Genomic DNA, 13,769 nt, shown 5'->3' with positions numbered 1-13,769 from the left:
TAGGATAAACCCCAGGCAAATATATTTGAGGTCAAAAAAGCCTGTCGTAAAGGGCAAAAAATGCAAAAAATGATACCGAAACGCGACCATATTTCGCTGTCCTGTACCAAGTACTGGCAGGATGGCAGGAAGGAGGAATGTCTGTGCCGAGAATGAGCAAGAAAAGGAAACAGGAATTGGCCTTTTTTCTCAATGAAAGAGGGCGCATCGCCCACAATGACACCTGCAGGAAATGTGTCGGGGACTGCAAGCAGAGTTTCCGGACTGTGATTGTCTGTTGCCCCTGTTATGAATCCAAGCGAAGCCGCCGGCGGAAAATCAGACAGAAACAAAAGGATGGATGTGAAGAATAGAGACCAGATGGAATATTTGACAGAGCGGACCCTGATCAGGGATTTCATTCCTTACCCACGGTTTCTGTTGGATATGAACCTGACTCAGACAGCCAGGATTTTGTATGCCCTGTTGCTGGATTGGTCCAAGATTTCAAGGAATAACGGATGGAAGAATGAAAAAGGGTATATTTACGTGATTTACCCAATCATGGATTTGGCGCAAGTGTTGGTAAAGAGTCATATGACCATTAAGAAAGCTTTGAATGAACTGGAAGATGCCGGACTTTTAGAAAGACAAAAGCAGGGATTTTCAAAGCCCAATCTGCTGTATGTCAGAATCCCGGCAGAGGGAAAGAAAAGTGTCCCTGTGAAGGAAAGAAAATTATCCCCCATAGGGAAAGAAAAAGATACTTATGAGGGAAAGAAAACTGTCCCTGTGAGGGGTAGAAAAGTATCCCCTAATAAAACGAGTAATAGTCAAATGATATATAGTCAAATAAATAAAGAGAGAGAAGCGCACTCTGCCTATGGTAAATATCACAATGTGTTTCTCTCCGAAACAGAATATGGAGAATTGAAACAGGAGATCCGGGAATTAGACAGGCTGATCGAGGAACTGTCCAGTTATATGCGTTCCAGTGGAAAGCAATATGCTGATCATGCTGTTACCTTGAGAAGATGGGCAGAACGGTCAGCCCCGGTAAAAAACGTTCCGGATTATACCTGCAGTGAGGAGGAAAGTTTATGAACAAGATGGTAGAAGAAACAGTAAAGAACATGAGTCAGCAGGGAGAAAGAACCGGGAAGGATTACATCGGAGAAGACGGGCTCCTGTATTGTGGACAATGCCATGAACCGAAGGAGGCTTATTTCGATCAGGAGAAAATTGGAGTTTTGGGAATAAAAAACATCCGCGTGAATGTGAGTGCCGGAGGCAAAAGAGAAAAGAAGAGGAACAGTACAGGGAACAGCAGCGCCATGAAGCTGTCGTCAGAGAATTGAAGGAACATTGTTTCTCGGATAGATCCATGAAGGAATGGACATTTAAGAATGATAAGGGACTTTCCGAAAATACCGTGCTTGCAAAGCTTTATGTGAAAGACTGGGAAACAATGAAGGCGGAAAATACAGGCTACCTCTTCTGGGGAGCAGTGGGAACCGGGAAAAGTTTTCTGGCGGGCTGTATTGCCAATGCACTGTTGAAACAGGAGATAGAAGTACGTATGAACAATTTTGCGGAAGTGCTGAATGATCTGTCTGCTAATTTTTCAGAGAAGAATACATACATAAAAAATCTGTGCAGAGTTCCGTTGCTGATTCTGGATGATTTTGGAATGGAGCGGGGGACAGAGTACGGACTGGAACAGATCTATGCGGTGATTGACGGCAGATATCGGAGTGGGAAGCCCCTGATCGCGACGACCAATCTGACGCTGCAGGAGTTAAAGAATCCGCAGGATACAGCGCATGCCAGGATTTATGACCGGTTGCTGGAGATGTGCGTGCCGGTTCAGTTTAAAGGTGAGAGTCTTCGAAAACGTACGGCTCAGGAAAAGCTGGGGCGAATGCAGAAAAGAATAAAGGAGGAGATGAGGTAAATGAGACAGACAAAAGAAAGAGAGAGCAACTGCCGTCTGGCAGTGGATATTGAAGGTCTGGCCGCTATGCTTTCCTGCGGACAGATGACTGCAAGGAAGATTGCGGAAGATGCGGGAGCCCGGATCACCATCGGCCGCCGGGTATTGTACTCCGTACAGAAAGTGGAAAAATACCTGGAAGCAATAGCGGAATAGAGGAACACGGATGTGCGTGGGGTTGGTTTTGTGCTATACTTTTCATAGACAGGACAAGACCATTCCCCACAACAGGGAGGTGTGGAAATAGAGAAAGGAATGGTTTTGTGGCAAGAAAAGACAATAGAGGAAGAAATCTGAGGACAGGGGAATCCCAGCGCAAGGATGGACTCTATATGTACCGGTACAAAGATGAACGGACCGGCAGACGCCTGGCCGTTTATTCTCCGGATCTGGCTGAACTCAGGAAAAAAGAAAAAGAGATTGAGAAAGACCAGAGCGAAGGAATTCTGACCGATACCCAATGCAAGAACATGACTCTCAATGACCTGTTTGAAATCCACATGGATACCAGAAAGCTGGCAGAGAGTACACAGGCCAATTACAGAAGGATGTGGAACAGTCTTGTGAGGAATGAACTCGGACAGATGAAAGTGGTACAGGTAAGACCATCTCATGTACGCCTGTTTTATTCCCGACTGAGCAAACAGAAATATTCCCACAGTACCATCAAGTTTCTCCATAATATAATCTTACCGAGCTTTGAGGTGGCTGTAGATGACGATATCATCCGGAAGAATCCGGCCAAGAGAACGCTGGGAGATTATGGGGAACCGGAAAAGAAACGCACCGCCCTGTCCTTTGACCAGCAGAAAAATCTGCTGAACTATGTAAAGAACAGCGAGGTGTTCCATATCTATCTGCCACTTCTGCAGGTGATGATCGGAACCGGACTCCGCTGTGGAGAACTGATCGGACTCACCTGGAAGAATGTAGATCTGAAGACCAGGACCGTATACGTGAATCATCAGCTGATCTATAAGAACTATGGAGACGGGTGTGATTTCCATGTGACCATGCCGAAGACAGAAGCCGGGATCCGGGAGATACCCATGAGCAAGATGGTGGCAAAAGCCTTTGAGACCCAGAGACGGCTGAATTTTCAGATGGGAATTCCAAGGGATGTGAAAATCGAAGGGCTTTCGAATTTCGTATTCATGAGCAGGAGCGGGCGTCCTATGATGCCGACTACCGTGAACTTTATTCTCCGGGATATTGTGAAGGCGTATAACGAGGAAGAAAATGAGCGGGCAAAGCGGGAGAGGAGAAAGCCAGAAGAGCTACCTCATATTTCCGCCCACATTCTCCGACATACAGCCTGTACCCGAATGGCAGAGACGGATCTGGATATGAAGGTCGTTCAGTATGTGATGGGACATGCCAACATCAGTGTCACGATGGAAGTTTATAACCACATCACAGACCGATCCAGGATCGAAAGAGAGATTGCGAAGATGGATTTGGTTCAAATCATGTGACAGGATTTTCAGTTTACAAATCAGAGATTTTTGACTGCCTTAGAGTGAAAATCGCAAAAAAAACGGATTTTTCCGCGTTTGATGGTGTAGTAAATTAACTCAGATTTCCTTGAGAATGATTACAGATAGCTACTCGCCATGCCACCTCATGAACTGCGTTCATTCGGTCGCGGCTGTCGCCTTATAGGTCCAAAACCGGAGCTGCCTTTATGTGAGCAAGCTCCCAAAAGGCATCCCGATTTTGTCCCTGCATGGCTCGTAGTTTTCGCGCAAATTGGTGTAGAAATGGTGTAAAAATGGTGTAGTAAGCCATTTTTTGAAAAAATCGAAAATTTGGAAAGCCCGAAAAAGCCAGTAAAATCAAGCTTTTTTGAGGTTTTCCAAAAACCTTCCAAAAAAATTATTTAAAAAATTAGCACTCACCTCTTGACAGTGCTAACAATAAGTGTTATATTACATTTAGAACAAAGGAAAGGAAATAAAAAGATCCTCTTCCAACAGTTCAAAACCAACACTCCGATTACACGGAGTGCCAATATAAATGAATGATCAAAGGAGAGATGACTTATGATGATGCCTAGTATTTTTGGAGAAGATTTATTTAATGACTGGTTTGATTTTTCCTTCCCGGATGTTGACAGAAAGTATTACGGAAGACGCTCAGCAGATCAGATCATGCGGACAGACGTGAAAGAGAAGGACGACGCTTACGAAGTAGAGATTGACCTGCCGGGATTTAAGAAGGAGGAGATCAAGGCAGAGCTGAAGGAAGGCTACCTGACTATCAGCGCGGCCAAGAACGTGAACAACGACGAGAAGAAGGATGGCAAGTACATCAGGCAGGAGCGCTTCACAGGAAATGTGAGCAGAAGCTTCTATGTGGGCAAGAACCTGACGCAGGAAGATATCCACGCGAAGTTTGAAAATGGTATCCTCACTCTGGATATCCCGAAGAAGGACCAGAAGCAGGTAGAGGAGAACCGCTACGTGACCATCGAAGGATAATGAGATTTCTCCCCGGGCAGCCTGTCCCGGGGAGGTTTTATATGGTATTTGGAGTATAGAAAATATTCCGGCTTGAGGGCCGTTCATATAGATTTCAGATATAACATATAACAAATATATTAAAATAAATATAGAAATTTATATAGATCTTGACAGCTTACGGATGTGGATGATCGGGAGGTGATAGAGATGGAAGCAAAGAGAGACTACTATGAAGTGCTTGGTGTTGACAGAAACGCAGATCAAAATGCGATAAAGAAAGCGTACCGGAAGCTTGCAAAGAAATATCACCCGGATACAAATGCGGGAAATCCACAGGCAGAACAGAAGTTTAAAGAGGTAACAGAGGCCTACACGGTGCTCAGCGACCCGGAAAAGAAGAAGCTGTATGACCAGTTTGGGCATGCGGCCTTTGACGGGACCGGAGCCGGAGCGGGGGCAGGCGGGTACACCGGAGGCGCCTATAATACCGGCAACGGCGGCTACAGAGAATTCCATTTCGAAAACGGCAATATGGGCGATATATTTGATGACCTGTTCGGAGATATTTTCCACGGGAAAAACAAAGGAGGATTTTCCGGCAGCTTCCACACAGGAGACGGGAGCAGCTTTCGCCAGTCCTACTACGGAGGGACCGGCGGCTTTGGACGTGGAGGCTTCGGAGGCGGTTCCTTCCGGCAGAAGGGCTCTGACCTGCGGGCGCAGACCGAGGTGTCCTTTGACGAGGCGGCCTTTGGATGCGATAAGATCATTACCTTCCAGGACCCGTCCGGGTCGGGCAATGCCCAGACTCTGCAGGTCCACATTCCGGCCGGCATTGACAGCGGCAAGAGCATCCGCCTGAAGGGCAAGGGGATGCCGGGAACCGGCGGCGGTGAGCCGGGCGACCTTCTCCTTAAGGTACAGGTGGGGACAAAGCCGGGCTTTGAGCGGAAGGGAATGGATGTGTACACCACTGTGCAGATTCCCTTTACGATGGCTGTATTCGGTGGCGAGGCCCTTGTAAACACGCTCTACGGAAATGTCATGTGCAAGATCCATGAGGGCACCCAGTCCGGCACAAAAATCCGGCTGCGGGGCAAGGGGATTGTCTCTATGAAGGACCCGGCTGTACACGGAGACCACTATGTGACGGTCCAGATCCAGGTTCCCAGGAACTTAAGCCAGGAGGCCAGGCAGAAGCTGAGAGAATATGAGCGGGCAGCAGGCGGCTCTGGAAGACAGGGAAGCGGCGGCCACGGCACAAGTGCCCACGGAAGAAATGCGGCATAAGCCATTTTGACATAGATACAGATAGATATACAAATAAGGCGTCTGAGTTTTCAGGCGCCTTTTTTGTGCGATACGCCCGGAGGGCGACCGCGCACCTTGATTTTGGATTGCAAAAGCCTCCCTTTACCTGTAAAATCATAAAAAGACAAAAGAGCGATAAGAGAGGAAGACCATGATAACAGTTACAAAAGAGCATTTTTCCCCGGGGCAGATCCTCTCCTCCGGCCAGTGCTTCCGCATGGAGGAGGTAAAAGAAGGGGTCTGGGAGCTTGTGGCCGGGGACAGGTACCTGAAAATAGAAGAGACGGAAGAAGCGAACGCCTTCCGGTTTCACTGCGGGGAAGAGGAGCTGCGGGATTTCTGGGGCCCCTATTTTGACCTGGAGGAAGATTACGGGGCGTACAAGAAGAGGATAGACCCGGCGGACGCCTACCTTGTCCGGGCGGCGGATTTTGGATGGGGCATCCGCATCCTCAGGCAGGACCTGTGGGAGATGATCGTCACCTTCATCATCTCCCAGCAGAACAACATCCGGCGTATCAGAAGGAATGTGCAGTTCCTGGCAAAGAGGTATGGCAGGAGGTGCGTTTCCGATGAGGGGAAGGTCTACTATTCTTTCCCCGGCCCGGGGGAGCTGGCCCAGGCCACGGAGGCGGACCTGCGGGCCGGGGGCCTGGGCTACCGGAGCCGGTATATCCGAAAGACCGTGGAAATGGTCCTTGGAGATCAGGTGGACCTGGAGGCCCTGGAGGAGATGGACTATCCCCCTGCCAGGGCAGAGCTTATGAGGCTTTGCGGCGTGGGCGGCAAGGTGGCGGACTGCATCTGCCTCTTTGCCCTCCACCATCTGGAGGCCTTTCCGGTGGACACCCACATCAAAAAGGTGCTGGAGGAGCAGTACCCGGAGGGCTTTCCCTTTGAGCGGTATGCGGGCTTCCAGGGGGTGCTGCAGCAGTACATTTTTTACTACGACCTGCATGGGCGTCACTGAGACGGTATTGAGACAGCGCTGAGACGGCACCGGGATGCACTGGGACAGTACTGGGATGCGCTGGGACGGCGCCGAGACGGCGCTTAAGGCCGGGGCTGTCAGGAGAGCTCGAACATGCCGTGGTAGAGCTGGTAGTACATGCCCTTCTGGTCCAGCAGCTCCTGGTGGTCGCCCCGCTCGATGATGCGGCCGTGATCCAGCACCATGATGGCGTTGGCGTTGCGGACCGTGCTGAGGCGGTGGGCGATGACAAACACCGTGCGGCCCTCCATGAGCCGGTCCATGCCCTTCTCGATGAGGCTCTCTGTCCTTGTGTCGATGCTGCTGGTGGCCTCGTCCAGGATCAGCACCGGCGGGTCGGCCACAGCGGCCCTGGCGATGGCAAGGAGCTGGCGCTGCCCCTGGGAGAGGCGCTGCCCGTCCCCGGTGATCATGGTGCTGTAGCCGTCCGGGAGCCGGCGGATGAAGGAGTCGGCGCCGGCCAGGCGGGCAGCATTTTCCACCTCCTGGTCCGTGGCGTCCAGCTTCCCGAAGCGGATATTGTCGGCAATGGTGCCGGTAAAGAGATGGGTGTCCTGGAGCACAACGGCCATGGAGCTTCGCAGGGCGTCTTTTTTTATGTCTCTTATGTCGATGCCGTCGTAGGTGATGGCGCCTCCGCTGATGTCGTAAAAGCGGCTGATTAGGTTGATGATGGTGGTCTTCCCGGCGCCGGTGGAGCCCACGAAGGCAATCTTCTGGCCCGGCTTGGCGTAGAGGCTGACCTTGTCCAGTATCTTTTTGTCCTCCCTGTACCCGAAGGACACATCGTGAAAGCGGACGTCCCCGCGAAGGGGCGTGAGGGCGTGGGTGCGGGTGTCCTCCCAGGCCCATTTTCCTGTCCGCTGCGCGCTTTTTTCCAGGTTTCCCTGACTGTCCACCGTGACGTTTGCAAGGACTACGTGGCCTGCGTCCTCCTCCGGCGTCTCGTCCATCATGTCGAAGATCCGCTCTGCACCGGCCAGGGCGGCCAGCATGAAGTTGGACTGCTGGGTGAACTGGTTTACCGGCAGGGTGGACTGGCGCACAAAGATGAGGTAGCTTGCCAGGGTGCCGATGTCGATGCGGCCCCAGATGGCCATCAGGCCGCCCAGGACAGCCACCACCGCGTAGTTGATGTAGGAGATGCTGACCACCATGGGGATCATGGTGCTGGAGTAGGCGGTGGCCTTTGTCCCCGCCTCCCGCAGGAGGGCGTTTTTCTCGTGGAAGGCCCTCAGGCTGTCTGCCTCGTGGTTGAAGACCTTGACCACCTTCTGGCCCCGGATCATCTCCTCGATGTAGCCGTTCAGCTCGCCCAGGTACTGCTGCTGGTGATTGAAATAGTAGGTGCTCTTTTTCCCGCTGTAGCGGATGTAGAGGAACATGGAGGCGTACCCGAGGACAACCAGGAAACTGAGCTGCCAGTTCAGGATGAAGAGGATGGTCAGCGTCCCCACAACCTGGATAAAGCTCTGGATGATCATGGCAAAGCTGTTGTTGAGGGCATCGGAGATGGTGTCCACGTCGTTGGTGAAGCGGCTCATGGTGTCCCCGTCCGGGTGGGAGTCAAAGTATCCGAGAGGCAGCTTTTCCATGGTGTGGAAGAGGTCCCGGCGGATGTCGTAGATGATCTTCTGGGCGGCTTTTACCATGGTCTGGCTGTAGCCGAAGGCCGCGGCCGCCCCGGTCAGGTAGATGGCGGCGGTGACCGCCACGCCGAAGATGAGTCCCTTCACGTCCCCGGGCACGATATACTGGTTGATGATGGGCTTTACCATGTAGGTGCCAAGCAGGTTGGCTCCCGCGCTGACGGTGACAAGAAGGGCCACTGCCGCCAGCAGGAATTTATGCATGCCCATGTAGGAGAGGAGCTTCCCAAATGTGCGCCGCAGGTTTTTGGGGCGCTTTCTGTCCGCTGTTGCCATGGCCTATCTGCCTCCTTTCTGTGACTCGTAGATTTCCCGGTAAATGGGACTCTCTGCAAGGAGAGACTGGTGGGTCCCCACCGCGTGTATCCGTCCGTCGTCCAGTATCACGATCTTGTCCGCGTGCATGACGGACAGGATACGCTGGGCGATGACCAGCTTTGTCATGGAGGGGATGGCCTCCAGAGCCTCCCGTATCCGGCTCTCTGTGGCCGTGTCCACGGCGCTGGTGGAGTCGTCAAAGATGAGGATCTTCGGCTGCTTTAAGAGAGCCCGGGCGATGCACAGGCGCTGCCTCTGCCCTCCCGACAGGTTGACCCCTCCCTGGTCCAGCCGGGTGTCCAGCCCCTCCGGGAGGGTGCGGATGAACTCGTCGGCGCAGGCGGCGCGGCAGGCCGCCTGCAGTTCGTCTTCCGTGGCCCCCGGGCTGCCCCACAGGAGGTTTTCCCGGATGGTGCCGGAGAAGAGGACGTTTTTCTGGAGCACAATGCCTACCCCGTCCCGGAGGGACTCCAGGCTGTAGGAGCGCACATCCCGGCCGCCCACCCGGACAGAGCCTGCGGTGGCGTCGTAGAGCCTGGGGATGAGCTGCACAAGGGTGCTCTTGGAGGAGCCTGTGCCGCCGATGATGCCCACTGTCTCCCCGGCCTTAATGTGGAGGTCGATGTCAGAGAGGGTGTACTCCTTTGCTTCCTTTTTGTATTTGAAGGACACGTGGTCAAAGTCAATCTGTCCGTCCGGGATCACATGGCAGGGATTTTCCGGGTCAGACAGGGTGCTCGTCTCGTCGAAGACCTGGTTGATGCGCCGGGCGCTGGCCAGTGACCGGGTCAGCATGAGGAACACGTTGGATATCATCATGAGGGAGTTGACAATCTGGAGTACATAGCTCAAGAAGCCGGTCAGCTCCCCCACCTGCATGCTGCCGGTCTGGATGAAGCCGCCGCCGAACCAGAGGATGAGCACGATGGAGGTGTACATGGTGAGCTGGAAGGCGGGCAGGTTCAGCACCGCAAAGTGGAAGGTGGTGCGGCTTGTGTCCGCCAGCTCCCGGTTGGCCTTCTCGAAGACCTCCTCCTCGTACTCCTCCCGCACAAAGGCCTTGACAGCCCGGATGGCGGTGAGGTTTTCCTGGATGGCCGCGTTGACCCTGTCCATGCAGACCTGCAGCTTCCCGTACAGGGGCGCCACCCTGCGCACGATGAAAAACAGGATGCAGGCCAGGACAGGAGTGCAGATCACAAACACGAGGGCCAGGGCGGCGTTCATCCAGAAGGCCAGGAAGAGCCCCATGATGAGCATCACCGGTCCCCGGACCATGGGCCGCAGGCCTCCTGTGATGGCGTTCTGCATGACGGTGATGTCCGTGGTCATGCGGGTGATGAGGGAGGAGGTGCTGAAGTGGTCCAGGTTGGCAAAGGAGTAGGACTGGATCCTGGAAAACTCAGCCTCCCGCACGCCGGAGCCAAAGCCCAGGGCGGCTCTGGCGGCGTATCTGGCATAGAGGAGCCCTGTGATGAGGGAGAGGAGGGCGCAAAAGCCCATCTGCACGCCTTTTATACAGATGTAGTGGATGTCCCTTGTCTGGACGCCCACGTCGATGATGTCCGCCATGATCAGCGGTATGGTCAGCTCAAAGCCTGTCTCAGCGATGATGAACAGGATGCTGAGGATAAATTCCTTCTTAAATGGTCCAAGGTGTGTGAAAACGCGTTTCAGGTCCTGCAAGATAATCCCCCGTTTCGTGTAAAATTTCTGTTTCTGTAAAAATCAGACTGCTCTCATTATAGCACAGTCCCGGGCGAAAGGCAGAGGCGGATAGGCTTGATTTTTTTCGGGTCAAGTGTAAAAATGGTTTTTAAATGGATATAAGCTCTGGAAAGGAGAACCTGTATGCCGAAAAATAAAACAAAAGCATCTGCCGCAAATGCACCTGTCATCCTGCCTCCCGGCTGCCTGGAGAGCCGGGAGAAAATGCGGAAGTATCTGGAGAGCCTGGGGGAGGCCCGGCGGCTGATACGCTGGTTCCTGCCAAAGATCGACAACTGGTCTGTCTGCGACAGCTTCTGCAGCACCCTGAAGATTGCCGGCAGGCACCGGGCGCAGCTCTGGCCCTTTGTCCTTGACTGCCTCCGGAGCGGGGAGGAGTACACGGTCCGCTTCGGGGCGGTACTGCTGCTGGACTACTATGTGGACAGGGCGTATCTGGGGGAGGCCCTGGCGGAGCTGGAGCGGGTGGACCATGACTCCTACTATGTGAAGATGGCCGTGGCCTGGGCCCTGTCAATGTTTTATCTGGAGTTCCCCAAGGAGACGGGGGCCTTTCTTGCGGACTGCCGGCTGGACGACTTTACCTACCATAAGGCGCTGCAGAAGATCTGTGAGTCCGGGCGGGCGGACCGGGAGATGAAGGAGCGGGTCCGGACTATGAGGAGGAAAAGCGGGGAAGGCCAGGAAGGGAAAAGTTGATAAAAAATGATTGACAAGCCCCGGTCTTCTCCTTATAATGAACAGAAGCGATAAGGGAGTAGTTGGCGCCTGGGGCGCAGTACTGTCAACATACTGATGCCGCTCTGGCATCTGGCATTACTTGAAATAATGAGACTTATCCGCGGAGAGAGCATCTGCCGCGGATGGGTCTTTTTTTACGCACTGCCCGCGCTGCATCCGCCCTGCCTCTGGCAGGGGAGAGGGGCTTCTGGCCCCGGAAGGGACAAAGAGGGATATAAAAGAGAACAAAAGAAGACAAAAGGAGAAGGAAAATGGGACTGATCGAACTTTTTCTGATGGCGGTGGGGCTGTCCATGGACGCCTTTGCCGTGTCGGTCTGTAAGGGCCTCGCCATGAAGAAATGCACCTGGGCCAAGGCGGGGATCGTGGGACTTTATTTTGGAGTATTCCAGGCAGGGATGCCGGTCATCGGGTACCTCCTGGGGAGCCAGTTCAAGGAGGTCATCACCTCCATAGACCACTGGATTGCCTTCATCCTGCTGGGACTGATCGGAGCCAGCATGATAAAGGAGGCCTTTGGGGAGGAGGACTGCGAGGCGGACGACTCCCTGGATGTAAAGACCATGCTGACCCTGGCAGTGGCTACCAGCATTGACGCCTTGGCGGTGGGCATCACCTTTGCTTTCCTGCAGGTGGAGATCGTGCCTGCGGTGTCTTTCATCGGCGTGACTACCTTTATCCTTTCCGCGGCAGGCGTGAGGATCGGCAATGTGTTCGGCTCCCGCTGGCAGAAGGGGGCCCAGATAGCGGGAGGCTTGATCCTCATCTGTCTGGGTGTGAAAATCCTCGTTGAGCATTTGGGGCTCATATGATAAACTGATGTGGAAAGGAATGTCCCGCCGGGAAGAGGCGGAGACAGAGGTGAGACGGTATGAAATGGAATAAATTTCGCTTGAAGACAACGACCGCGGCGGAGGAGATCGTCAGCAGCTCCCTCATGGAGCTGGGCATCCAGGGAGTGGAGATAGAGGACAAGATCCCCCTTACCCAGTCGGACAAGGAGCAGATGTTTGTGGATATCCTGCCCCAGGCTGAGGAGGACGACGGCGTGGCCTACATTACCTTCTATCTGGAGGAGGAAGACGACAAGGAGGAGATGCTGAGGAAGGTGCGCACGGAGCTTGAGGAGCTCTCCGCCTTTGTGGATATCGGGGAGGCATCCATCGAGGAGTCCCAGACCGAGGATGTGGACTGGGTGAACAACTGGAAGCAGTATTTTCACCAGTTTACCGTGGACGATGTGCTCATCATCCCCTCCTGGGAGGACGTAAAACCGGAGGACGAGGACAAGCTGATCATCCACATCGACCCGGGCACAGCCTTCGGCACAGGCATGCACGAGACCACTCAGCTTTGCATACGGCAGCTGAAAAAATACGTGGAGCCGGGGATGAAGATCCTGGATGTGGGCTGCGGCAGCGGCATCCTGGGCATGCTGGCCCTGAAGTTCGGCGCGGGCTACTCTGTGGGCACGGACCTGGACCCCTGTGCCATTGACGCCACCCATGAAAATATGGCTGTCAACGGCATTGAGAAGGACCAGTACGAGGTCATGATCGGAAACATCATCGACGACAGGGAGGTCCAGGACAAGGTGGGCTACGGGCAGTACGACATTGTGGCCGCCAACATCCTGGCAGATGTGCTGGTGCCCCTGACGCCGGTGATACAGGCCCAGCTGAAAAGCGGCGGCATTTACATCACAAGCGGGATCATAGATGACAAGGAGGAGACCGTGGTGGAGGCGGTGAAGGAAGCCGGCATGGAGCTTCTGGAGGTACACCACCAGGGAGAGTGGGTCTCCGTCACAGCGAGGAAACGATAGATGCAGCATTTTTTTGTGACGCCGGATCAGGTGGAAAAGCCATACATTTATATAGAAGGCTCTGATGTGAACCACATGAAAAATGTGCTCCGCATGAAAACGGGCGAGAGGCTGGAGGTCAGCGACGGCAACAACCGCAAATATGTCTGCCAGGTCAGCGGCTATGAGGAGGGCCGGGCCCGGCTTGAGATAGAGGAGGAGAGAGAGCTGGATACAGAGCTTCCCTCCCCCATCTGGCTCTTCCAGGGGCTTCCCAAGAGCGATAAGATGGAGCTGGTGGTGCAGAAGGCGGTGGAACTTGGCGCCTACGCGGTGGTTCCCGTGGCGGCGAAGCGCTCCGTGGTAAAGCTGGACGGCCCCAAGGCGGAGAAAAAGGTAAAGCGGTGGAACGAGATCGCCAAAAGCGCGGCCAAGCAGGCGGGCCGGGGCATCATCCCGGAGGTGAAGGGGGTGTGCAGCTTTGACGAGGCCCTGGAGGCGGCCGGCAGTCTGGATGTGGTCCTCTTTCCCTACGAGCTGGCAGAGGGCATGGACTACACGAGAAAGGTCATAGAGGAGATACAGCCGGGCCAGTCTGTGGGCATCTTCATCGGGCCTGAGGGCGGCTTTGAGAGAGAGGAAGAGGAGAAGGCGCTGGAGGCCGGTGCCAGGGTCATCACCCTGGGAAGGCGTATCCTGCGCACCGAGACAGCGCCCCTCATGGTGCTGGCCATCCTGGGCTATCACCTGGAGCCCTGAGGCGCATAGATTAATAGTAAAAAGTACAGGAGTG

General features: G+C 54.0%; 12 protein-coding genes and 1 pseudogene. 11 read left to right on the top strand and 2 right to left on the bottom strand.

Annotation, left to right across the window (positions count from 1 at the left end; all coding sequences use genetic code 11):
* The first annotated feature begins 336 nt into the window (after positions 1-336).
* From B5E62_RS14500 to B5E62_RS14470, 7 genes and pseudogenes are all read left to right on the top strand, one after another.
* Entirely contained in the window at positions 337-1,083 is a 747-nt protein-coding gene (locus tag B5E62_RS14500) for a replication initiator protein A (protein WP_242957960.1), read from the top strand.
* Positions 1,080-1,933 (top strand): annotated as a pseudogene (locus tag B5E62_RS14495) (ATP-binding protein). Before B5E62_RS14500 ends, B5E62_RS14495 begins: the two are co-directional and overlap by 4 nt.
* Entirely contained in the window at positions 1,934-2,128 is a 195-nt protein-coding gene (locus tag B5E62_RS14490; RefSeq protein ID WP_004605493.1) for a DUF6462 family protein, read from the top strand. It begins immediately after the preceding pseudogene.
* Between the two features lie 107 nt (positions 2,129-2,235).
* Entirely contained in the window at positions 2,236-3,447 is a 1,212-nt protein-coding gene (locus tag B5E62_RS14485; RefSeq protein WP_087175240.1) for a site-specific integrase, read from the top strand.
* Between the two features lie 567 nt (positions 3,448-4,014).
* Positions 4,015-4,452 (top strand): Hsp20/alpha crystallin family protein, encoded by a 438-nt coding sequence (locus B5E62_RS14480; RefSeq protein WP_087175239.1) that lies wholly within the window; start codon positions 4,015-4,017, stop codon positions 4,450-4,452.
* Between the two features lie 189 nt (positions 4,453-4,641).
* Positions 4,642-5,724 carry a DnaJ C-terminal domain-containing protein gene (locus tag B5E62_RS14475; RefSeq protein WP_087175238.1) on the top strand — a complete coding sequence of 361 codons (1,083 nt, stop codon included), beginning with the start codon at positions 4,642-4,644 and terminating at the stop codon, positions 5,722-5,724.
* 172 nt (positions 5,725-5,896) lie between these two features.
* Complete coding sequence (locus B5E62_RS14470; protein ID WP_087175237.1) at positions 5,897-6,715, top strand: DNA-3-methyladenine glycosylase family protein; 819 nt, start codon at positions 5,897-5,899, stop codon at positions 6,713-6,715.
* Between the two features lie 98 nt (positions 6,716-6,813).
* Here the strand turns inward: B5E62_RS14470 and B5E62_RS14465 are convergent, their stop codons facing one another.
* The gene (locus tag B5E62_RS14465; protein ID WP_087175236.1) at positions 6,814-8,661 is read right to left on the bottom strand and encodes an ABC transporter ATP-binding protein; all 1,848 of its coding nucleotides are present in this window, start codon (positions 8,659-8,661) and stop codon (positions 6,814-6,816) included.
* A gap of 3 nt (positions 8,662-8,664) precedes the next feature.
* Positions 8,665-10,380: an ABC transporter ATP-binding protein gene (locus tag B5E62_RS14460; protein WP_334293350.1), complete on the bottom strand. Its 1,716-nt coding sequence runs from the start codon at positions 10,378-10,380 to the stop codon at positions 8,665-8,667.
* Between the two features lie 174 nt (positions 10,381-10,554).
* Here B5E62_RS14460 and B5E62_RS14455 point away from each other — a divergent pair, with 174 nt between their 5' ends.
* The 4 genes from B5E62_RS14455 to B5E62_RS14440 all read left to right on the top strand — a co-directional run bounded on the left by B5E62_RS14455 (position 10,555) and on the right by B5E62_RS14440 (position 13,735).
* On the top strand, positions 10,555-11,130 hold the full coding sequence (locus B5E62_RS14455; protein WP_087175234.1) for a DNA alkylation repair protein: 576 nt from the start codon (positions 10,555-10,557) through the stop codon (positions 11,128-11,130).
* Positions 11,131-11,423: 293 nt separating this feature from the next.
* The gene (locus tag B5E62_RS14450) at positions 11,424-11,984 is read left to right on the top strand and encodes a manganese efflux pump MntP (protein ID WP_087175233.1); all 561 of its coding nucleotides are present in this window, start codon (positions 11,424-11,426) and stop codon (positions 11,982-11,984) included.
* A gap of 59 nt (positions 11,985-12,043) precedes the next feature.
* Positions 12,044-12,997, top strand: a complete 954-nt coding sequence (prmA, locus tag B5E62_RS14445) for a 50S ribosomal protein L11 methyltransferase (protein ID WP_087175232.1) — start codon at positions 12,044-12,046, stop codon at positions 12,995-12,997.
* Positions 12,998-13,735, top strand: a complete 738-nt coding sequence (locus B5E62_RS14440; protein ID WP_087175231.1) for a 16S rRNA (uracil(1498)-N(3))-methyltransferase — start codon at positions 12,998-13,000, stop codon at positions 13,733-13,735. It begins immediately after the preceding gene.
* Positions 13,736-13,769 lie beyond the last annotated feature (34 nt).

Origin of the sequence: Lachnoclostridium sp. An118 (genome assembly GCF_002160985.1) — a bacterium.
GTDB lineage: Bacteria > Bacillota > Clostridia > Lachnospirales > Lachnospiraceae > Claveliimonas > Claveliimonas stercoravium.
Note: the sequence above shows the minus strand (reverse complement) of the source record. Positions and strands in the feature narration are given on the sequence as shown.